At 62.8% G+C, this 19241-nt stretch carries 15 protein-coding genes, 1 tRNA gene and 1 pseudogene; 10 read left to right on the forward strand and 7 right to left on the reverse strand.

All coding sequences use genetic code 11. The features are described from left to right. Nucleotides 1–48: 48 nt before the first annotated feature. The 6 genes from ABE483_RS10735 (at nt 49) to ABE483_RS10760 (ending at nt 7279) form a co-directional block, all read left to right on the forward strand. The gene (locus ABE483_RS10735; RefSeq protein WP_346481657.1) at nt 49–1677 is read left to right on the forward strand and encodes a ShlB/FhaC/HecB family hemolysin secretion/activation protein; all 1629 of its coding nucleotides are present in this window, start codon (nt 49–51) and stop codon (nt 1675–1677) included. Between the two features lie 37 nt (nt 1678–1714). Continuing rightward, entirely contained in the window at nt 1715–3526 is a 1812-nt protein-coding gene (locus ABE483_RS10740) for a DUF2341 domain-containing protein (protein ID WP_346481658.1), read from the forward strand. 10 nt (nt 3527–3536) lie between these two features. Next, nucleotides 3537–3950, forward strand: a complete 414-nt coding sequence (locus ABE483_RS10745; protein ID WP_088433529.1) for a biopolymer transporter ExbD — start codon at nt 3537–3539, stop codon at nt 3948–3950. 4 nt (nt 3951–3954) lie between these two features. After that, complete coding sequence (locus ABE483_RS10750; protein WP_346481659.1) at nt 3955–4647, forward strand: energy transducer TonB; 693 nt, start codon at nt 3955–3957, stop codon at nt 4645–4647. Between the two features lie 50 nt (nt 4648–4697). After that, a complete protein-coding gene (locus ABE483_RS10755) occupies nt 4698–6428 on the forward strand; it encodes a putative porin (protein WP_346481660.1) in 1731 nt (576 codons plus the stop codon). A gap of 68 nt (nt 6429–6496) precedes the next feature. Continuing rightward, the gene (locus ABE483_RS10760; protein ID WP_346481661.1) at nt 6497–7279 is read left to right on the forward strand and encodes a SapC family protein; all 783 of its coding nucleotides are present in this window, start codon (nt 6497–6499) and stop codon (nt 7277–7279) included. A 186-nt stretch (nt 7280–7465) separates the two neighbouring features. On the opposite strand, the gene ABE483_RS10765 is transcribed toward ABE483_RS10760, so the two are convergent. Next, a tRNA-Arg gene (locus ABE483_RS10765) sits at nt 7466–7542 on the reverse strand. A gap of 158 nt (nt 7543–7700) precedes the next feature. On the opposite strand from ABE483_RS10765, the gene ubiA reads away from it, so the two are divergent. The 3 genes from ubiA (at nt 7701) to ABE483_RS10780 (ending at nt 10637) form a co-directional block, all read left to right on the forward strand. Further along, a complete protein-coding gene (gene ubiA / locus ABE483_RS10770) occupies nt 7701–8594 on the forward strand; it encodes a 4-hydroxybenzoate octaprenyltransferase (RefSeq protein ID WP_313212439.1) in 894 nt (297 codons plus the stop codon). 207 nt (nt 8595–8801) lie between these two features. After that, nucleotides 8802–10226: a TIGR00366 family protein gene (locus ABE483_RS10775; protein WP_346481662.1), complete on the forward strand. Its 1425-nt coding sequence runs from the start codon at nt 8802–8804 to the stop codon at nt 10224–10226. A gap of 267 nt (nt 10227–10493) precedes the next feature. After that, complete coding sequence (locus tag ABE483_RS10780; protein WP_179459806.1) at nt 10494–10637, forward strand: hypothetical protein; 144 nt, start codon at nt 10494–10496, stop codon at nt 10635–10637. Between the two features lie 64 nt (nt 10638–10701). Here ABE483_RS10780 and ABE483_RS10785 read toward each other — a convergent pair whose 3' ends face one another. Then, the gene (locus ABE483_RS10785; protein WP_346481708.1) at nt 10702–11373 is read right to left on the reverse strand and encodes a VOC family protein; all 672 of its coding nucleotides are present in this window, start codon (nt 11371–11373) and stop codon (nt 10702–10704) included. Nucleotides 11374–11568: 195 nt separating this feature from the next. Here ABE483_RS10785 and ABE483_RS10790 point away from each other — a divergent pair, with 195 nt between their 5' ends. Continuing rightward, nucleotides 11569–12519: a glutathione S-transferase family protein gene (locus tag ABE483_RS10790; RefSeq protein WP_346481663.1), complete on the forward strand. Its 951-nt coding sequence runs from the start codon at nt 11569–11571 to the stop codon at nt 12517–12519. Between the two features lie 31 nt (nt 12520–12550). On the opposite strand, the pseudogene ABE483_RS10795 reads toward ABE483_RS10790, so the two are convergent. The 5 genes and pseudogenes from ABE483_RS10795 to ABE483_RS10815 all read right to left on the reverse strand — a co-directional run. Next, nucleotides 12551–13012 (reverse strand): annotated as a pseudogene (locus tag ABE483_RS10795) (ATP-binding protein); the annotation flags it as partial. 200 nt (nt 13013–13212) lie between these two features. After that, the gene (locus ABE483_RS10800; RefSeq protein WP_293792137.1) at nt 13213–13695 is read right to left on the reverse strand and encodes a hypothetical protein; all 483 of its coding nucleotides are present in this window, start codon (nt 13693–13695) and stop codon (nt 13213–13215) included. 150 nt (nt 13696–13845) lie between these two features. Continuing rightward, a complete protein-coding gene (locus tag ABE483_RS10805) occupies nt 13846–15888 on the reverse strand; it encodes a hypothetical protein (protein WP_346481664.1) in 2043 nt (680 codons plus the stop codon). Then, on the reverse strand, nt 15885–17621 hold the full coding sequence (locus ABE483_RS10810) for a hypothetical protein (protein WP_346481665.1): 1737 nt from the start codon (nt 17619–17621) through the stop codon (nt 15885–15887). Before ABE483_RS10810 ends, ABE483_RS10805 begins: the two co-directional genes overlap by 4 nt. After that, nucleotides 17618–18880, reverse strand: a complete 1263-nt coding sequence (locus ABE483_RS10815) for a site-specific integrase (protein ID WP_346481666.1) — start codon at nt 18878–18880, stop codon at nt 17618–17620. Before ABE483_RS10815 ends, ABE483_RS10810 begins: the two co-directional genes overlap by 4 nt. Nucleotides 18881–19241 lie beyond the last annotated feature (361 nt).

Genomic DNA, 19241 nt, shown 5'->3' on the forward strand with positions numbered 1-19241 from the left:
GCTCACCTCCTGCGCATCTGAATCCCTTTCCGCATTGAGAAGCCACTGATGTCTTCAATCTCCCCGGCGCTGGCACGGGCATCCCTGCCACTGGGCCTGCTCTGCGCGATCTCGCTGGCCAACGCGCAGACCGCGCCTGCCGATGCCGACGCCGTCGCTGCCCCGATGGCGGCCGCGGCCGCCCCGGCTGCCCGCGTCAACATCAACGAGTACCTGGTGCGCGGCAACACCGTGCTCGGCGCGCGCGATATCGAGCAGGCGGTCTCCCCGCATCTCGGCCCCGACCGCACCCTGCAGGATGTCGAAGCGGCGCGCGTGGCGCTGCAGTCGGCCTACCAGGGCAAGGGCTACCAGTCTGTGTATGTGGATCTGCCCGAGCAGCAGGTCAGCGGTGGCGTGGTGATCCTGCAGGTCACCGAGACCCGCATCGGCCAGGTCAAGGTGGTCGGGGCCGAGCACAACGATCCCGCGCGCCTGGCCGAGCGTGTGCCGGCGCTGCAGGCAGGCGCCGTGCCGGATTTCGAGCGCGCGCAGGCGCAGCTGACCGAACTCAACCGCGGCGGCAAGCGACAGGTCGTGCCGCTGGTCAAGCCAGGTGTTGCCGACGGCACGATGGATGTAGAACTGAAGGTCGACGACAAATCCCCTTGGCGCTACAGCGCCACGCTCAACAACGACCACAGCGTGGACACCGAGCCGCTGCGCAGCATCCTCACGGTCGGCCACGACAACCTCTGGCAGCGCGAGCACACCGCCTCGTTGACCTTCTTCGCCGCACCGCAGGATCTTGACCAGGCCAATGTTTGGTCCGGTGCCTACGGTCTGCCGTTGGGCAGCCCGGACTGGATGTTGGATTTCTCCGGCTACCGCTCCGACAGCAACGTGGTCTCCACCGGCCAGACCAATGTCACCGGCAAGGGCCACGCGGTCGGCGTCAAGCTCAGCCACACCTTCCCGATGACGGGTGCCTGGTGGCACCAGCTGTCGGCCGGTGTCGATTTCAAGGACCTGGACGAATCGGTGGCGATGGTCGGCCAGGCTTCGGATTTCGCCCCGCTCAGGTACGCGCCGGTCACCGTGGCCTACAGCGGCTTCCGCCAGGGCACCAAGCACCAGCTCAATGTCGGCGTGCAGGCGGTGTTCGGTGCACGCAGCCTGTTCGGCTATGGCAGTACCGATGACGAGTTCGACTGGAAGCGCGCGTATGCCGATCCCAGCTTCTTCGCGCTCAAGCTGGAGCTGAGTGATACCTACACGCTGGAGAGTGGTGCGCAGTGGTTCGCGCGGCTTTCGGCGCAGATGACTGACCAGCCGCTGGTCTCCGGCGAGCAGTTCGCTGCCGGCGGCATGTTCACCACCCGCGGCTACCGCTCGGCCGAAGGCATCGGCGATTACGGCGCGTTGGCCACGCTGGAATGGCGCACGCGTCCGCTTGGCCTGTGGGGCCTGCAGGACTGGCGCTTCTACGGCTTCCTCGATGGCGCCTGGCTGGGCCTGCGCCGGCCGCTGCCTGAGCAGGCCGACAGCGCCGCGATGAGCGCCATCGGCGTGGGCAGCAGCCTGCGCATCGGTGAGCACTACAACCTCCGCTTCGACTACGGCCGGACGCTGCGCGACGGCCCGACCACGACCAAAGATGCCAACCGCCTGCACCTGAGCGTCGGCGCCAGCTACTGAGCCTGACTTTCCCAAGCATTTTCCGGAGATACCGTCCATGCAACGCCTTCTTGCCCTGTTGTTGTTCTGTCTGAGCATGTCCACGCTCGGCGTCGCCCACGCGGAAACCGCGTGGTGGCAGGCCGATTGGAAGTACCGCAAACCGATCACGCTCGATGCCAGCCCCAACGGTGCCGCCCTGGGCGGCAATCTCGGGCGCACCCCCGTGCTCATCCGCCTGCACACCGGCAACTTCGCCTTTGATGGCGTTGCCGAGGGCGGCAACGACCTGCGCTTCGTCGGGGCCGATGGCCACACGGTGCTCAACCACCAGGTCGAGCAGTACGACGCGGCGCTGGGCATGGCCCTGATCTGGGTGGATGTGCCCACGATCAGCGGTACCGCGGCGCAGACGATCTGGATGTACTACGGCAACGCCGGCGCGCCGGCGGCGGCCAATGGCCAGCGCGTGTTCGATCCGGACTACAGCGCGGTCTACCACTTCGCCGACAGCGGCACCGAGGCGCGCGACACCACCGCGTACGTCAATACGCTCACCGGTGAGTTCAAGCCTGCCGACGGCGCGATCATCGGCCGCGGTGCCCAACTGGCCGGCACGCCGCTGCATCTGCCGGGTGCACCGTCGCTGGCGGTGGCTGCCAACGGTGCGATGACCGTTTCGGCCTGGATCAAGCCGGACCAGCTCGGCCCGGACCAGGCAATCTATGCCCGTCGCGAAGGCGACAACGTCTTCCTCGTCGGCCTCGACAACGGCGTGCCCTACGTGCGCGTCAACGAGCAGCGCAGCCAGCCGATTCCGGCACTGGTGGCGGGCCAGTGGGCACACGTGGCGGTGACCAGCAGCGAAAATGCCGTGATCCTTTACGTCGCCGGCCGCGAAGCGGTACGTCTGGCCACCGGCCTGCCGGCCTTCACCGGTGAGGCCCTGCTCGGTGGCGATGCACTCGCCGCGGGTGCGGCGGGCGATGCGGCTGCCATTCCGGCCGCGCAGCCGTTCCTCGGTGTGATCGATGAAGTGCGTGTGTCCAAGGTGGCCCGCCCGGCCACCGCGCTGCTGGCCGATGCCACCGCGCAGGGCGCCGAGTCGCGCCTGATCGCCTTCGGCGAAGACGAGCAGTCGGCCGGCGTGAGCCACTTCGGTTTCATCCTCAAGGCGATGCCGGTCGATGCCTGGGTGGTGGTGATCGTGCTGGGCCTGATGCTGCTGCTGTCGTGGGCGATCATGATCGCCAAGAGCCGCTATTTTGGCACCGTGGCCAAGGCCAACGAGGCCTTCACCGTCCAGTACAAGAAGGTCACCGGTGCACCGGTCGCTTCGCTGCAGGCACTGGAACGCACCGGCAGCCTGGCCCCGCAGATTCGCGACAACTCCACGCTGTGGCGGCTGTACCGCATCGCCATGGAAGAAATGGACGGACGCGGCTCGCACCACCATGGTCTCACCGCCGCGGCGATCACCTCGATCCGCGCCTCGATGGATGCCGAAGTCACGCGCGAGACCGAGCGCATGTCCAAGCGCATGAACTGGCTGTCCACCACGATCGAAGGCGCGCCGTACATCGGCCTGTTCGGCACCGTGATCGGCATCATGCTGGTGTTTGCGGTGGCGGCGATGGCCGGCGCGGTGGACATCAATTCGGTGGCCCCGGGCATGGCAGCCGCCTTGCTGTGTACTGCTGCCGGCCTGGGCGTCGCGATCCCGGCGCTGTTTGGCTACAACTGGCTGGCCTCGCGCGCTGAAGCGATCGCGGCGGACATGTCGGTGTTCGTCGATGAGTTCACCGCGCGCCTGGCCGAAGAGTTCGATCGCACCGCACCGGCCGCCGCAGCGCGCCCGGCGCTGGCCTGAGGAGACCACCATGGCCAGGGCAAAGCGGTTCGGCATCAAGAAACGCGAGAAAGGCATCAACGTCACCCCGTTCGTGGACGTGCTGCTGGTGGTGCTGGTGATCTTCATCCTCACCAGCAACGCCACCATTCCCGGGATCGAGGTCAACCTGCCGAAGGCCAGTTCCAGCATGGCGCTGGAGAAGCCCAAGACCAAGGCGATCACGGTGGACAACGCCGGCCAGATCTTCCTGGACGCCTACCCGGTCAGCCTGGCCGAGCTGGAGGATCGCCTGCGCACGGAGAAGGCACTGAACCCGGATATCCCGGTGATCGTGCGCGGCGATGCGCAGGTGCAGTACGCGCGTGTGGTCGAAGTGCTCGACCTGCTGCGCAAGATCGAGCTGACCCAGGTCGGCCTGGTCACCGGCAAAGTGCAGGGGTGAGGGCGTGACTTCCCTCCACTCCCGCAGCGGTGACAGCGTGCCCGCGTGGCGCCGCTGGTGGCCCGTGGCGGCGTTGCTCGTCGGCCTGGCGGCCGTGGCGTTGCTCCTCTGGTACCTGCTGTTCAAGGACACCGCCAGTACGCGCCGGCCCGTGGCCGAGATCCCAATGGTGATGTTGCCGCCGCCACCGCCGCCGCCCCCACCGGAGCCCGAGCCCGAGCCGGAGGTGACCCCTGAAGAGGTCATGCCCGAGCCCGAGCCGCTGGACGAGGTGCCCAAGCCCACCGAAGAAGCGCCGACGCCCGACACCGCCGACCCGGTGACGATGGATGCCGACGCGCAGGCCGGCGGCGACAGCTTCGGTATCCAGTCCGGTTCCGGCGGCGGGCGCAGTGGCGTCGGTGCCGGTGGCGCCGGCAACGCGAGTTACGGGCGTTACCTGGGCTACGTGCTGCAACAGGCCGTGGCGCGCGATCCGAAGGTGCAGCGCCTGGCCTTCCAGCTGACCGTCAACGTCTGGCTGGACGAGGCCGGGCAGGTGACCCGCGTCGAGCTCGCGCGCGGCAGCGGCAACACCGAAGCCGATGAAGCGGTGCTGCAGGCGATCCGCGCGATCGGCCGCATCGACGAGCGGCCACCGGCGTCGTTGAGCTTCCCCGCGCGCGTGCTGGTACAGGGCCGTCGCCCGGCCGGATGAGCTGCGCTGTCTTTCTTCTTCCCTGATCTTTCCTTTCTGCGAGCAAGCCGATGACCCGTTCAACCCTCCACTCCGCGCTGCTGGGACTGCGCAGCACCGCCATCGCCACCGGTGTCGCCCTGGTCCTGGTCAGCGGCGGTGCCCACGCCCAGGCCACGGGCGGCGAGAGCACCATGATCAAGCTGATCCGCGGCCTGATGGACAGCGGTGCGCTCAAGCCCGAGGCAGGCCAGGCGCTGTTGCTGGAGGCGCAGCGCGAATCGGCCGCAGCTCCCGCAGCGCCGGCGTCCACCGCGATCGCCGCGCAGCCCGGTGACGTGCGCGTGCCCTACATCCCGCAGACCGTGCGCGATGAGATCCGCGAAGAGGTCAAGGCCAGCGTCATGGCCGAGGCCAAGGCCGAGCGTTGGGCGGCGCCGGACCAGGTGCCCGAGTGGACCCAGCGCCTGCGCGTGCAGGGTGACGTGCGCGTGCGCAACGAGAGCCGCCTGTATTCCGAGCGCAACAGCGACATCGAAGTGGACTGGGCGCGGATCAACGCCGGCAACGGCTACGACGTCAACGGCAACACCAACCTGGATCTGCCGCCGCTGCGCAATACCCGCCAGGACCGCAACAATTCCTGGCGGATCCGCGCACGCCTGGGCGTGATCGCCGAACTGGGTGAGCACACCCGTGCCGGCGTGCGCCTGGCCACCGGCAACGACAACGGCCCGGTGTCCTCCACCCAGACGCTGGGCGGTGGCCTGGCCAAAAAAGACGCCTGGCTCGACCAGGCATGGCTGTCGTGGTCGCCGGTGGCGGGCCTGGACATCCTCGGTGGCCGCTTCGGCAATCCGTACTGGTCCACCGACACGCTGTTCTCCAACGACCTCAACTTCGATGGCCTGGCGTTCAAGTACGCGCAGCCGATCGGCGATGACGGCCTGTCCCTGTTCGCCACGCTGGGCCTGACGCCGTTGGAGTACTCCTCGGACAGCTTCCCGAACACCAGCCAGGACAAGATGAAGAGCGAGAACAAGTGGCTCAACGGCGTGCAGGTCGGCGCCGAGTGGCAGTTCGGCGATGCGCAGAAACTGCGCGCCGCGGTGGGCTACTACGATTTCCGCAACATCGCCGGCGAGTACTCGCAGCCGTGCGCGCTGTATGCCGGCGCGGACTTCTGCAGCAGCGACTGGTCGCGCCCTGCATTCATGCAGAAGGGCAATACGCTGATGCTGCTGCGGAACATCGCGCTCAATCCGCTCGACCCGGCCAACACCCCGATGCCGCAATACGTTGGCCTGGCCTCGGAGTTCGAACTGCTCGACCTCAACCTGGCCTGGGAAACGCCGTTGTTCGCGGGCAATGCCCTGCGCCTGGAAGGGCACGCGATCAAGAACCTGGCCTACGATCCCAACCGCATGTGGGAACGCGCGCAGGGCGGCATCGTCACCAACCTGGGCACTGCCGCCAACGGCGTGGCCGGGCCGCAGGACATCCAGAGCGGTGACATGGCGTACATGGCGCAGGCGACCTTCGGCCAGCTGGTGATGAAGCAGGCCGGCGACTGGAACCTGGCGGTGGGCTACAAACGCCTGGAAGGCGATGCGCTGCCCGATGCCTACAACGATTCCAACTTCCACCTCGGTGGCACCAATGCCAAGGGCTACTACCTGAGCAGCTCCTACATGTTCGACCGGAACGTGTGGCTGACCGGGCGCTGGATGGCCGCCAAGGAGGTCACCGGCGCCCCGTTGTCGATCGACGTCTTCCAGCTGGAAGTCAACGCAGGCTTCTGACCGACGCAACGCCTGTCTCCGGGAGGCGGCGTGCCGCCTCCCTTGCTGCCCCACATTGGATTTTCACCATGAACACCGACACTTCCCTCGCGCCGGATGCCGGCGACGACGTCGATGCCGTCTCGGCAGCGGCCGACAGCATCACGCCGCCGGCCAGCTGGCCCATGCTCTACCGCCGCCCGGTCGTGCTGTCGTCGCAGCTTCATGCCCACTGGCGCGTGCGCCAGACCGGCGCCGCGTTCGCCGCCGGCAGTCACTCGATTCCAGTGATGATCGGGGAATTCGCCGCGGCCTCGCGCGCGTATCCGCTGGTCTTCGCCGGTCCCGATCATCTGCCGATCGCCGTGCTCGGCCTGGAGGCGGAGCAGAACCGCTTCGTCATCGCCGACCAATGGCAGGCCGGCGCCTACATTCCCGCCTACGTGCGGCGCTACCCGTTCGTGTTCGCGCGCACCAGCGAGCCGGACGGCTACGTGCTGGCCATCGATGCCGATGCGGACATGATCGTGCAGGAGGGCGAGGAAGGGCTGCCGCTGTTCGAGGGCGACCAGCCTTCGGCGATGACGCGTCATGCCCTGCAGTTCTGCGAAGCCTTCACCCGCGAAGACATCGCCACCCGCGCCTTCAGTGCCGCCCTGGCCGAGGCCGGCGTGCTGATCGAGCGCCAGGCTGACGTGGTCCTCGCCGATGGCCGCCGCCACAGCCTGCAGGGCTTCCATGTCGTCGATCCCGCGCGTCTGGATGCGCTGCCGGATGCCACCCTCGTGCACTGGCATCGCCAGGGCTGGCTGGCGCCAGTGTATTTCCACCTGGCTTCGCTGGGTCGCTTCGCCGACCTCGCCACAGGCTGACCTGTTCTACCGGGGCGCCGTGCAGGTGCCGTCACTCCAGGCCGGTGGGAAGACCAGCCCTTCGAGTGGCGTCATCTGTGCGGCACCCGATCCGGTGCGTTCGCGCGCGGCAGCCGGCACGGCACTCCGTCCGAGCGCACAAAAGCGCGCCGCAGCGGAAATACCTGCAAGGGAAGATGGCGAGGATGGTGCGCCCGGAGGGATTCGAACCCCCGACCAATGGCTTCGGAAGCCACTACTCTATCCGGCTGAGCTACGAGCGCGTTGTGTCCTGCGTCCCGCCGGGCCGCCTGATGGGGCCACGGACCGCCAAAGCGGCGCGGGAGGAGCATTCTATCCGTAAACGCCGCGCAGGTCTGCCCCCTGCATTGATGCGCCGGGCGACGGCGCGCCCGGCCAGCCCAGGCGGTATCCTTTACCGATGGCTTACGAACGTTTTGAGGCGCCCGAGGCGGCGCCCCCGTCGCGCTGGCGGCACTACTGGAAGTTGATGCGCGCCGACCGTCCGATCGGCACCCTGCTGCTGCTCTGGCCCACTTGGTGGGCGCTGTGGCTGGCCTCGGGCGGGCTGCCGCCGCTGTGGACGCTGTTCGTGTTCACCGCCGGCGTCTGGCTGACCCGCTCGGCCGGCTGCGTGATCAACGATTACGCCGACCGCTGGCTGGACCCGCACGTCAAGCGCACCAAGGACCGCCCGCTGGCCAGCGGCGCTGTCTCCGGGCGCGAGGCGCTGGCCCTGTTCGCCGGGCTGATGATCGTCGCCTTCGCCCTGGTGCTGACCCTGAACTGGCTCACCATCGGCATGAGCTTCATCGGCGTGTTCCTGGCCGCCAGCTACCCCTACCTCAAGCGCTACACCCACCTGCCGCAGGTCTATCTCGGCATGGCCTTCGGCTGGGGCATCCCGATGGCCTTCGCCGCGGTGCAGGGCGAGGTGCCGGTGATCGGCTGGCTGCTGTACGGCGCCAACATCCTGTGGTCGACCGCGTATGACACCTGGTACGCCATGGTTGACCGCGATGACGACCTGAAGATGGGCTCGCACTCCACCGCGATCCTGTTCGGGGATCTGGACCTGGTCATCCAGGGCATTCTCTACGCGCTGTTCCTGGGCACGATGGCGCTGGTCGGCCTGCGCGCCGGGCTGGGGGTCTATTACGGCCTCGGCGTCGGCGTGGCCGCAGGGTTGATCGCCTACGAGTTCTGGATCGCCCGCAAGCGCGAGCGCGATCCGTGCTTCAAGGCCTTCCTGCACAACAACTGGGTCGGCGCCGCGCTGTTCGCCGGCATCGCGGTGTCGTTGGCGGTGCGCTGAGGGGGGCCACCCGACCAACGGTCGGGTGCTACCGTCGAGCGCACGGTGATGTCCGGTAACGCGCACATGGGTAGTGCCGGCCGCTGGCCGGCGCCCGACCCCCTCGCAGAGCCGGGCAGCGCCCGGCACTACGACCATTAGGCGACTGACAGCGCCGCGCCCAACGCCCAGAATCCCTCCCATTGAATGATCGGGGAGGGCGGGACGATGAACACGTCGACGGTGGTACAGGACGGCTGGATGGCGCGCGCGGCACTGCGCTCGGCGGCCTGGGCGGAAAAATGGTTCCCCGACGCCTACGTGTTCGCGGTGCTCGGCGTGGTCATCGTCGCCGCCGCCGCGATGGGCTTCGGCGCGACCCCGCAGGCCACCGCCACCGCCTTCGGCGAGGGCTTCTGGAGCCTGATCCCCTTCACCATGCAGATGGCCTTCGTGGTCATCGGCGGCTATGCGGTCGCTACCGCGCCGATCGTCGCGCGCTTCATCGAACTGCTGGCCCGTGTGCCCAAGACCGGCCGTGGCGCGGTGGTCTATGTCGGCCTGATCAGCATGCTCGCCTCGCTGCTGAGCTGGGGCTTCTCGCTGGTGTTCGGCGGCCTGCTGGTGCGCGCACTGGCGCGTCGCCAAGCACTCAACATGGACTACCGCGCCGCCGGTGCCTCGGCCTACCTTGGCCTCGGCGCGGTCTGGGCGATGGGCCTGAGCTCCTCGGCCGCCCAGCTGCAGGCCAACCCGGCGAGCATGCCGCCCGGCCTGGTGGAAATCACCGGCGTGCTGCCTTTCACCGAAACCATCTTCCTGTGGCAGTCGATCGCGCTGACATCCGCACTGATCCTGGTGTCGCTGCTGATTGCCTGGCTGACCGCGCCCGGCGCCGCCACTGCGCGCACCGCCAAGGACTTCGAAGGCGCTGCCCGCGCCGAGGCCGAGCCGCTGCAGCCGCGCACCCGCCCGGGCGAGTGGCTGGAGTACAGCCCGCTGCTGACGGTGTTGCTCTCGCTGCTCGCGTTCGGCTGGTTGTTCGGCGAGTTCGCCAGCAAACCGGTGGTCACCGCCATCGCCAACCTCAACACCTACAACTTCCTGTTCATCTCGCTCGGCCTGCTGCTGCACTGGCGCCCGCGCAGCTTCCTCAACGCGGTGGCCAAGGCCGTCCCCAGCACCACCGGCGTGCTGATCCAGTTCCCGCTGTACGGCGGCATCGCGATGATCCTCACCCACGCCACCGGCAGTGGCGATGAGACCCTCGCCCATCGCCTCTCCACGCTGTTCGTGCACATCGCTACCACCGACACCTTCGCGCTGGTGATGGGCGTCTACTCGGCGGTGCTCGGCTTCTTCGTGCCCTCCGGCGGTGGCAAGTGGATCATTGAGGCGCCGTACGTGATGCAAGCGGCCAACGAACTCAAGGCCCACCTGGGCTGGGCGGTGCAGGTCTACAACGCCGCCGAGGCGCTGCCGAACCTGATCAACCCGTTCTGGATGCTGCCGCTGCTGGGCGTGCTCGGCCTGAAGGCGCGCGACATCGTCGGCTTCACCTTCATCCAGCTGCTGGTGCACATCCCGCTGGTGCTCGGCCTGCTGTGGCTGCTCGGCATGACGCTGACTTACGTGCCGCCGGTGATGCCGTGATCGTCATCTGCGCGTCATCCGCACCGGGCGGTGCCGGGATGGCCTGTTCAGTCGCACGGCAAGCCGGTTGGCGCGTAGCGGCATAAGGGAATTCGAACCGTTCATATGCAGGCCAACGCTTACTGCGACACGGGCTCCCGCACGGCAGGAAACGTCGGAACGGACGCGTTGACGTTTCCGTATGCAAACCCGCACACGTCGTTAACCTGCCGCTGCAGAGGATGGCCCCGACCGCGACATTCCGTTTGCGGCAACCGGAGAATCGAGATGGCTCAGCAGAACCAGCAGAACCCGAATCAGCGCGGTGAGCAGCAGGAACGCGGTCGCGACCAGCAGCAGCAACAGCAGCAGGAACAGCAGCAGCGCAACCAGAACCAGCAGCAGGGCGGCCAGCAGGACGAGGAAGAGTGAGCCCAGCCGGCTGTTGTGTGAACTGAAGCCCCGCTCCGGCGGGGCTTCGTTCGTCCGGGCCTGCTCAGGCCGAGCGCAGGTGCCAGCCCAGTGCGTGGTCTTCGACAACGGCGCCAGGCACCACGTCATGCAGCACGACGCGGATGCCGCGCGCATTCGGCAGCACTTTCTGCTCGGGGAACCAGCGGCGCGTGGCATCGACCACGATCAACAGGCCTTCATCATCGCCGAGCGGTGCGAAGTGCGGCGTCGGCTGTGACAACGGCGCCAGCCCGAAGGCGTTCTGTGCGTTTGCCTGCACCTCACCCACGTCTTCAGCGGGCAGGCCAACCTCGCTGATGCAGGTCATCTCGCTGCCATGGAACTCGCCCTGACGCACGCCGGCAGGCAAGCGCCGCCGCGCGATCAATTCCAGGATCAGGCCGTCCGGCCCGGTGAAATAGATCGATTCGGAATCCCAGCGACCATCGAAGGTGAAATGGTCATGGCCCTTCAGATCGCGCTGCAGGATGGCGCGTGCTTTCAGCCAGTCGGTGGCCGCTTCGAAGCGATTGGCCGGTACGTTGAACGCCAGGTGCACACCGCCGACCGGGTTCGATCCTGCGGGTTGCAGCTGCAGGGTGCTCCAGCCGATACGCACGGCCGAGCCCTCAACCGGCAGCTGTAGTTCATCGCGGAAGTACGCCACGGTGGCGGCGACATCGGATACGGGAAGATCGATCTGGTGGATACGCATGATGGTGGGAGTCTCGCGTAGATACTTGGACATTCTGCCGCAGATGCGTGTGCTTCGGCGATGAACGCGATGAAACATGCACCCGCTGCGAGGGCCCATCACCGGGCATTGCCGATGCGTTTGCTACAACACGCTGTAGAAGCCGCCACGCACCACCGGCGCATCAGACACCACTATCAGAGGAGTGCTCCCGCGATGGGCATGCTGGTCGATGGAACATGGCAGGAAGGCACCGCGGGTGCCGCTGACAAGGACGGTCATTTCAAGCGCGAGGAATCCACCTTCCGCGATTGGTTGAGCGCCGACGGCAGTGCTGGCCCGAATGGCGAGCCAGGCGTCAAAGCAGCGCCTGGACGGTTCCGCCTGTATGTAAGTCTCGCCTGCCCGTGGGCACACCGCACGCTGATCGTGCGCGCGCTGAAAGGCCTGGAAGATATGATGCCCGTGTCGGTGGTCAACTGGCACATGGGTGATCAGGGCTGGACGTTTGAGCCCGGCCCGCAGGTGACGCCGGAGCCAGAACGCGGTGCGCGCTATCTGCATGAACTGTACGCCGCCGCCAAGCCGGGAATGACCGGCAAGGTAACCGTGCCGGTGCTCTGGGATCGCGAGCGCGGGAGGATCGTCAGCAATGAATCGGCGGACATCATCCGCATGTTCAACACCGCCTATGACGGGCTGGGTGCGAAGGCCGGTGATTTCTATCCGGTGGCGCTGCGTGCTGAAATCGATGCGATCAACGAGCGGGTCTATGCGACCGTCAACAACGGTGTGTACCAAGCGGGTTTTGCATCAACGCAGCAGGCGTACGAAGAGGCTGTTGGGCCGTTGTTTGAGACGCTCACGTGGTTGGATCAGCGGCTCCAGCAAAGCGAGTGGCTGGTGGACGATGTCATGACGGAAGCGGATATCCGTCTGTTCACGACGTTGATCCGCTTTGATTCGGTGTACTACGTGCACTTCAAGTGCAACGTGCGGCGCATTGCAGACTTCGCTGGCCTGCATGCGTTCGTGGCGCGGATGATGGCGATTCCGGAGGTGGCGGATACGGTGAACTTCGAGCACATCAAGCACCACTATTACGGGAGTCACCGGCATCTCAATCCGTCGGGGATCGTGCCGGTGGGGCCGGAGTGCGCATACTGAGCCAGCATTCCGGGCATCACGGCGTCTGGCCTCACCCGCTACCTCCCCGATCCAGCTGCCGATACCCGATCGCCTCCGCCACATGCGCAGTTGCGATGTCCCGCGCATGACCCAGATCCGCCACCGTGCGCGCCACCCGCAGAATGCGATGCATCGAGCGCGCTGACAGCTGCAACCGCTCCACGGCGTCCTCCAGCAGCTGCTGATCCTCCTCCGACAACCGGCAATGCGCGCTCAGCTCGAATGGCAGCAGGTGTGCATTCGCCTTCCCACTGCGCAACAGCTGCACCTCCCGCGCGGCCACCACGCGCGCACGAACACTCGCGCTGTCCTCACCCAGCGGCGCGTCATCGCGCAGCTCGCGCGGGTCCAGCCGAGGCACTTCCACATGCAGGTCGATGCGGTCCATCAACGGCCCGGAAACCCGCCCGCGGTAACGACGGATGACCTCCTCGGTGCAGAGACAGCGCCCACTGCGATCACCGGCCCAGCCAGCCGTGTACCTGTGACATGACATGGCTTGAGTCAAGCAAAAAGCCTTAGAAGCCTAAAAATCCAAGGAACACCCATTGTCCATAGTGACATGACACCTAAGTTCGGCCTCATGACAACTGAGCTAAGTTGGGGTGCAAGAGGCCACGGCCCAATGGTGGACCTGATACTTGGATGCGTGAGGTTGAGTTGAAGGCGATGCTAGCGCTTAGGCACGCGCAACATGGTCACCTGCGGGCGAACAACTCCAGGAGAAGTCTCTTCGATGTGCCTCTCCAAGTCCCGCACTCTGAGCATAAGCCTCAGAACCTCGCTGTCCGCGCTGGCAAGAAGCGCTGCGGCATGATCACGTTGACGCTTCATGTCCTGATAGCGCTGTTTCTCGTCACGGCGCTCCTCACTTCTTGGAAGATGCGGCTTATGCCCCATGCGCCCAACGTTAGCCCTTGCGATACAAGCCAGGTCTCGAATTTCCTTTACCAATGCAGGGTAGCGACTGGCTCTCAATGCGGATGGATCGACCCCCGCCTCACGCGCAACGTTGTTCTGAGTGATCTGTGCACTCCTTTCGACGTTAAGAGCGCTTCCATCGATGATTCTGGCTAGTGCCGCACGAAACCTGCACTCCGCAGATACTTTGGAAGAGGGCGTGACGCGCTGGTAAGTTGGCTTTTCTTTCTTCATCTGGATGGAGCCCTAATAGGTTGGATCTACAGTCGTCTCGTCGTTCTTCGCCGGCAGCATGGACATGAAGGGGCGCGCAACGACGTGAGCGAGTGCCTCATCTACCATCATCTTTTGGAGCGCATTTGCATCTGAATCTTCAGCAGCAAGTTAACGCGAGCTATCTTCCACTCGCTCAATAGCGGCTACTTGAGCTGTCAGGCTGGCATAGAGTGGGCTGTCAGGATCGACTTCTCCGGCAGTTCGGCGCAGGTCGGCCTTAAGTTCGCCGAGGGCGGGAAGTTTCCTGCGGTCTACCAGTACGAACGCGCAGAATTCTGAGCGGCCGGCACATTCAACCAAGGCATCTACTCCGCCGAATCGGCAGGGTGAGGGATTGGTGCAGGCTCCGAGCAACGTACTCCTATAGGGTATGTCATGCTGGCGAGCGAGTTTGACCAGCTGCTTATGCTTCTTCTCTGAAACAAGGTTCAGAAGAGATGATTTGTGGTTGTCGCCGAATGGACTGGAGAAGTACGGCCCCTGTAAGGCTGTCATGTCCTTCGCTACTCCATCGTAAAGTGCCAGAAGGAACTCTTTCCTCGAGCCCTCATCTAGCACCAAATCAAGATTGTAATATCCTTGTGTGTAGTATCTTGTCATAGCCTCAGCCGAGTGTTTGAGCTGAAGTTGGAGAGATTTATCGCTGACGAGCGACGAACTGTTCATGTTGACTGCACCAGTCCGACGAAGCTGATGCCATGCGAAATGCCACCTCTTGCCGATTGCGAACTTCTCAGGGTCCAATCCAGGGGTAACGGACAGAGCGATGCTAAGGTCGTCGGGCGTGATCTGAAGCTCCCCGTCATCCAGTAGGAATTCGAATTCATCCAAGGTCTTCGCCAGGGCCTGTGCTCCGGGAAGCGAGTCGATAGGAAGGCCCACATCGCCGGAATTGGGTATCCAAGGTTCATAGGCGCGAAGTCTGAGCGGTCTGTTGTCGAGGTCTTCCCCCGTTGCAGGAGTCCGGGGGTCTTCGATTGCACACGACATACGTAGAAGGCTAACCCGCTCCATTGCGGCAACAGCGCTCCTGCAAAAATCTGATCCGATCCAATAAGTATCTTCCTCGATCGTCTTGGTCGTCTGCCCTCTGATCAGAGTTAGAGGAAGCCCGAGGCTGTCGACTCTTTGTTCAATGCAGCCTGCGCGTAAACTCCTCCCCTCACTCACTCGCGCCAGCGCGAAGCACGAGATGTACACTTCGCCGCAAAGCGTAATCAGGGACAGGTACTTAGACAGATCGCTGACCTTCAGAGCCACGTCCTCTGTCGGCATTCCCTTTATCCACTTTGATAGCAAATTGCGCACGCCAAACTGCTCAGCGCAGTGTTGGAATGGTCCGTGAATAACTACCGACGTGCGAGTGCCGCGATTTCCGGACGGAGTGGAGAACGGATTCCTGCCTGCTGAGAAAGAATCGACATAGAGATTCTTGCCTTCTATCAAGTTTACCCGATAGGAGTCAATTGAGAACTTGAAGAGAGCCTCCACTCGACTAGAGTTATCTATGAAATCCTCGAGGCATGACTTGCATCTCTTCATCAGGTGCGCCCATATTCTCGGCGGGATGTATGGTGTCTGGCTGCGTTCGTGCGTAGGAATCTTGCTCGCAAGTTCGTTGATCTGCTCAGGCAACAGGATGAAGAACCCAGTCTCCCGACGGAGTAGATAGATTTGATGAAGGATGGTAATGCTCTCGCGAGCACGGGCACGCGAAAAGCAGTCTTTGACTCTCGAAACGACGGCCGGAAAACGCCAAAGATCCGCCGCAGAAATCCCTGCTTGGGTGCAGAGGACAAACAGCGGCCTCATAAGTTCAAATTTTCCGACCACCGAACTTGGTTTCTGGACCCTATTGGGACCGAAGAGCCACGTTAGTACCACATACTTGAAGATCTTGGCGTTGGCCTGATCCAGCGGAAGCGAGCGCCTTCTGCTGGAGACGCTCTCAAAACTGAGCCGGGTAGGAGTGCGCGTCCAAGGGGTCAAGTTCCAATAAGGATCCCCAATCCGAGACACAACGGATCCAAACTCATCAACGACCAGAGCGTAGTCATCTGGTGGCGGCCACGACTCGATAGTATCGTTTGCGGCATCGTGTGACCGAGAGACGAATTCAGAACTGATCTGAAAGAATTTTCTAGAGCTCATGCGAGTTCCATTAGTCTTATGAATCCAGCCCATTTGGGATGAAAGTTACCTTCCCGGACTCGTTCCTCTGCCTCCTTCGCCCAATCTGCAGCCACTGGGCTGATGGCACCAAGCTCTATCAGTTTCTTTGAAGCCTCATCGGCGGCCTGAGCAGCAGGTGGCCTGTCTTCCGTTGGAGTGACGTTCGACGGCAACGGAGCATTTCGATGGTTCGCTACTTCCAGTACTTTAAGGGCTCTGTAGCTTGCGAGTGACCACATGTAGTCAAGGCTCTCGATGTCCTGATGGTTGACACAGAACAAGCAGCCGGCAGGATTGACGCAGTCAGGGATGGGGGCATTCACTGCCGACGTCTGGATCTGCCAAGGCTGAAAGGGAGCACTACACTGGCCTGGGCCAGCGGAAGCCAATGCCTGCTCGATCATCCTATTAAATTCGGATATCTCGCCCATCGCCCTCGACAGATTTGGGCGCTGATAGGCAGCGTTTGTCGATTCAAGGTGCTGGATTGCCTCCACAGATACAGATCGGTTCCCGATCCTCTCTGCAAGCCAGTTTGCCTTCACTCTCCTCAGGACCATGGGTCCAAAGAAGGGGACGCCAATTCCCAGCAACTCTTCCTTCAGTTTTTGAAATCCTTGGGATTTCCATGTGGTTCGCTTTTGCAGGCCGACAATAGGAAACAACAGTTCCTGCCGGTCAGGGAAGCAAGCGTCAAGCCAATCTAGGTAGCGAGAGAAATGTGTTCGATAGGAGCGAAACGCGCGGAAGACAACTTCACCTTGGCGGCGTCCCTTGTATGCTCTGACATAGGCCACCATTTCCCCTTCCACATAGCTGCGAAGCTTTTCGCGCTTCAGTGCTTGGGCTTGAGCCAAGTTCATGGAAGTCTGAGCTATAAAAATCAACATTTCTGCCCGGATTCGCATGTTGAATACGGTGAGCCGCTTGCGAGGGTTCGGATCGAGCTCCCAAGCAAGCCGAGCTCGGTCTGACTCGGCTTTCTTGTAGCTGTTCGCAGGCATACTTTGCGCAGCCACATTCTCCGGCGGCAGAAGACCGCACCAGTGTGAGATGGATCCGCTGTCGCCAACCCTTACAACAACCGGAAGACGGCCAAGGGTCAACTCCGGCGTCAGGGAATCGCAGATCGCTACCAAGGATCTGCCAAAGATCTCGAGGGATCGCATGTCCTGTCTATCAGCCAGGAATGTTTGTCGTGGAGGGCGCTTGGAAAGATTGGTCGCAGCTACTAAAGAGCGGTTAAAGCCAAGCGCTCGCACTAATACGGTATCCAGCCTGCCGACCAAACTATTGGCAGAACTCAAGGATATCCTCATTTCGCTGCCTTTGAGACTTCTTTGATAGACGTGTTCGCACCATTCCAAAAAGCTGTCCGCGGCTGTTGATAGATCGACGCGGCGCTGCTCAACATCAGCCCATTCGTAGAATTTAAACGCAGCCCGAAGCCTCGAGTAGGTGGTCGGACTTGTATCCCCGGCAGCCACGCCGCGTTTCATTGTTTCGTATAACTTCAGGAGCAGAGGTAAGCGGTGCGGTAAGAACTGGCCAAGCAGGCCCTTGGATTTTGCTTGATCAAAAGTTCTGAAGCGGAGCGCGACGCAGTCTAGTGACGCCCCGTTTCTGTACGCCAGGAAGCGGAGGTCGAAGAGTCGCTGTGAAGAGCTCTGGCGGATCTCAGGGAACTCCATAGGATGCATTTTCATTGTCATGGAAGCATCCCAAAGAACTCGTGAGAAAATTGGTCGGCAGTCTCTTCGAGAATTGAAATAGACTGCACAAATTTGATGTATCTGAGGGTGTCCTTCTCGCTCTTGTGCATGAGCGCACTTTTCACAAGCCAGATGGCGAAAGTGATGCCGCCATGCTTGAGGGCAGCTTTGGCCAACTCGGTTCCAAAGGTGGCGCGCGCGCGATGGAAGTTGAAACCGACGAGGCAGCTTTCTCCTATATCGGACGCCTTCTTGCGAAGTCGGCTGATCTGTGTATTCATAGCCATACTCTTGCTGGAGTTGTTGCCAAATGGGCGCCCTGACTTCGTGAGGAAGATCAGGTCGCGATCCTCAGCTTTGGCCATTGCCATACGCAGCAAGCGCCTTGGAGATCGGATGTAGCCCATCAGGGCCTCAATCGCTGCGCCCGGGACGAGGATCTCGCCGCTTCTGCCGAACTTAGTGTCTACGGGCACTGCGCCGGTTGGGCCCACGGCGATTGTGAACCACCCTGGAAACGAGGGATGGGGCGCTGCCCTTTCTACTGTCCTTTCTCTTAGCGACAGGACGGTTCCTACACGCATGCCCGTGCCGAAGCCGGTGCGAAGCAGAAGGGCAATTTCGGGTGAACCATGTCTGGAGGCGAAGCTGACGATTCTCTGGCTGACTTCTACCGAGACTGGGAGGACGCCGCCTTCAAGTGTCAGGAGGTTTGCTCTCGAATTTGGGATGCTAAGTTCGCTCGATGTGACAAGAACACTGCGCCGCATTCCGTACTTTTGATCGAGTTGCACAAGTACCGACTTGTCCTTCCATAACGGCTGGTCGGCCACTATCAAGCCATTCCCCATCACCCATCGATAGAAGCGGAGTACCGCATTCATCCGGGCAGAAACTGTGGAAGGCATGAGCTGTTCCGAGTCGCGCTGTCTGATCAGATGACCCCGGTATATCGTCAGACAACGCTGATCCTCCCTCTCGGGAAAGTGAGTCCATGTCATCCCGTTTTCTTCAAGCCATGCGGCAAAGGCTCGCAAGTGACCTATAGCGCTTTGCGCCGTCTCTACTTTCTTGGAGCCACGTTTGATTTGCCATATGACCCACATGTTGGCTTCGCGCCACGGGGTGCTGTCACGCCAGAAAATCTGTGGAATGTACATGGTTTGGCCCTTGACACCTTCGCCCCAGGTGATGGTCTCAAGCTCCGCATCCACCATAGGAGATGGGTGCGTGTAGGCGATTTTTTCTACAGTGGCCACGAGCTGTCCAATCCGTATCTGCTGTCATTCGTTAGAGTTCGCGAAAGCCCGATTTGACACGGATTTCGCCAGACTGCTTACGAAAAAGGCTAAGACACGCACAGCAACATTTCGACACCGTAACCTCAGTCTTTTGACCATTGGTTGGGCTGTTGACGCTTTCAGGGAAATGTGGCAATCAGCGGCGGAGATGATCACGAGCGCTGGTTGTTTCTGGCCGAAACGCATCTATCGTGATGACAAGATGCGATCCATCGGACGAGGCCTATGCTGCTACATTAACCGCATGATCTGAGCAGAAGGCGGTGGGTCATTACAAATGTGGCTCGGATACTCTCTCAGGAATTGGGCGATTTTGAGC

Source organism: Stenotrophomonas sp. TWI602 (assembly GCF_039674045.1).
Taxonomy (GTDB): Bacteria; Pseudomonadota; Gammaproteobacteria; order Xanthomonadales; family Xanthomonadaceae; genus Stenotrophomonas.

Bases quoted from the DNA above. Each gene is read 5' to 3' on its own strand.
- ABE483_RS10735 (WP_346481657.1), top strand. From the start codon at position 49: ATGTCTTCAATCTCCCCGGCGCTGGCACGGGCATCCCTGCCACTGGGC.
- ABE483_RS10740 (WP_346481658.1), top strand. From the start codon at position 1,715: ATGCAACGCCTTCTTGCCCTGTTGTTGTTCTGTCTGAGCATGTCCACG.
- ABE483_RS10745 (WP_088433529.1), top strand. From the start codon at position 3,537: ATGGCCAGGGCAAAGCGGTTCGGCATCAAGAAACGCGAGAAAGGCATC.
- ABE483_RS10755 (WP_346481660.1), top strand. From the start codon at position 4,698: ATGACCCGTTCAACCCTCCACTCCGCGCTGCTGGGACTGCGCAGCACC.
- ABE483_RS10760 (WP_346481661.1), top strand. From the start codon at position 6,497: ATGAACACCGACACTTCCCTCGCGCCGGATGCCGGCGACGACGTCGAT.
- ubiA (WP_313212439.1), top strand. From the start codon at position 7,701: ATGGCTTACGAACGTTTTGAGGCGCCCGAGGCGGCGCCCCCGTCGCGC.
- ABE483_RS10775 (WP_346481662.1), top strand. From the start codon at position 8,802: ATGAACACGTCGACGGTGGTACAGGACGGCTGGATGGCGCGCGCGGCA.
- ABE483_RS10780 (WP_179459806.1), top strand. From the start codon at position 10,494: ATGGCTCAGCAGAACCAGCAGAACCCGAATCAGCGCGGTGAGCAGCAG.
- ABE483_RS10785 (WP_346481708.1), bottom strand. From the start codon at position 11,373: ATGCGTATCCACCAGATCGATCTTCCCGTATCCGATGTCGCCGCCACC.
- ABE483_RS10790 (WP_346481663.1), top strand. From the start codon at position 11,569: ATGGGCATGCTGGTCGATGGAACATGGCAGGAAGGCACCGCGGGTGCC.
- ABE483_RS10800 (WP_293792137.1), bottom strand. From the start codon at position 13,695: ATGAAGAAAGAAAAGCCAACTTACCAGCGCGTCACGCCCTCTTCCAAA.
- ABE483_RS10805 (WP_346481664.1), bottom strand. From the start codon at position 15,888: ATGAGCTCTAGAAAATTCTTTCAGATCAGTTCTGAATTCGTCTCTCGG.
- ABE483_RS10810 (WP_346481665.1), bottom strand. From the start codon at position 17,621: ATGACAATGAAAATGCATCCTATGGAGTTCCCTGAGATCCGCCAGAGC.